We start from the raw sequence: 1,058 nt of genomic DNA, 5'->3' as shown, positions 1-1,058 counted from the left end.
GTGGCGGGGATCGGGGCGGTGAGCATGAACATCGGGTCGTCGCCGGCGACGGAGAACGAGTGGAACCGGGCGCGCGGGGTCAGGCCCAGCTTGGATGCCATCTCCTCGCTCATGATCAGGACGGCGGAGGCGCCGTCGGTGAACGGGGACGAGTTGCCGGGAGTGATGTGCCACTGCGCTTCCGGGAACCGCTGCGAGAACTCGTCGCTGCGGAACGCGGACTTCAGGGCGCCCAGTCCGTCGGCGGTGGTGGAGGCGCGCACGGTCTCGTCGGTGGAGTGCTCGTACGTCTCGCTGGATCCGGCCGTGACGGTGATCGGCACGATCTCGGCGTCGAAGAATCCCGACTCGATCGCCGCGGCAGCACGACGGTGCGATTCGGCGGAGTATGCGTCGAGGGTCTCGCGGTCGAGCTTCCACTTCGCCGCGATCAGTTCGGCCGAAATGCCCTGGTGGATCAGCCCTTCCGGGTACCGGGCGGCGATGCCCGGGCCGGCGGTGTCCTGGCCGATGGGGGAGGTGCCCATCGGGATCCGGCTCATCGATTCGACACCACAGGCGATGACGATGTCGTAGGCGCCGGCGATGACGCCCTGCGCGGCGAAGTGCGCGGCCTGCTGGCTCGATCCGCACTGGCGATCGATGGTGGTGGCCGGCACCGTTTCGGGGAACCCGGCGGAGAGCAGCGCGGTGCGGGCGATGTTGAGTGCCTGTTCGCCGACCTGCTGGACGCAGCCGCCGATCACGTCGTCGACCATCGCGGGATCGAGGTCGTTGCGGTCGACCAGAGCGCGCAGAACCTGGGCAAGCATCTCGACCGGGTGCGTGCCGGACAGGACGCCTCCGGGCTTGCCCTTTCCGGACGCGAGGCGGACGGCGTCGACAATGACAGCCTTCGTCATGGGAGTTCCTTTCGAATGGGGCCGTGGACGGTCCGTGCCGTCCGCGGCGATGTCTCCGGTCAGCGGCCCTGCCAGACCGGCGGGCGCTTCTCGGCGAACGCGGTCGGTCCTTCCTGCGCGTCCGCGCTGGTGAACACGATTTCCATGGCCTTGGCG

Annotated in this window: 1 protein-coding gene and 1 pseudogene; both read right to left on the bottom strand. The window is 69.0% G+C overall.

The genetic code is table 11. From position 1 onward, the window contains the following. A partial coding sequence (locus DEU38_RS27950) for a thiolase family protein (protein ID WP_147283612.1) occupies nt 1-902 on the bottom strand: 902 nt, incomplete at its 3' end. Between the two features lie 59 nt (nt 903-961). Next, a pseudogene (locus tag DEU38_RS29640) lies at nt 962-1,058 on the bottom strand (enoyl-CoA hydratase); the annotation flags it as partial.

It is taken from the genome of Rhodococcus sp. AG1013, assembly GCF_003350365.1.
In the GTDB taxonomy this organism is placed as follows: domain Bacteria; phylum Actinomycetota; class Actinomycetes; order Mycobacteriales; family Mycobacteriaceae; genus Prescottella.
This window is presented reverse-complemented; position numbering and strand designations above follow the sequence as displayed.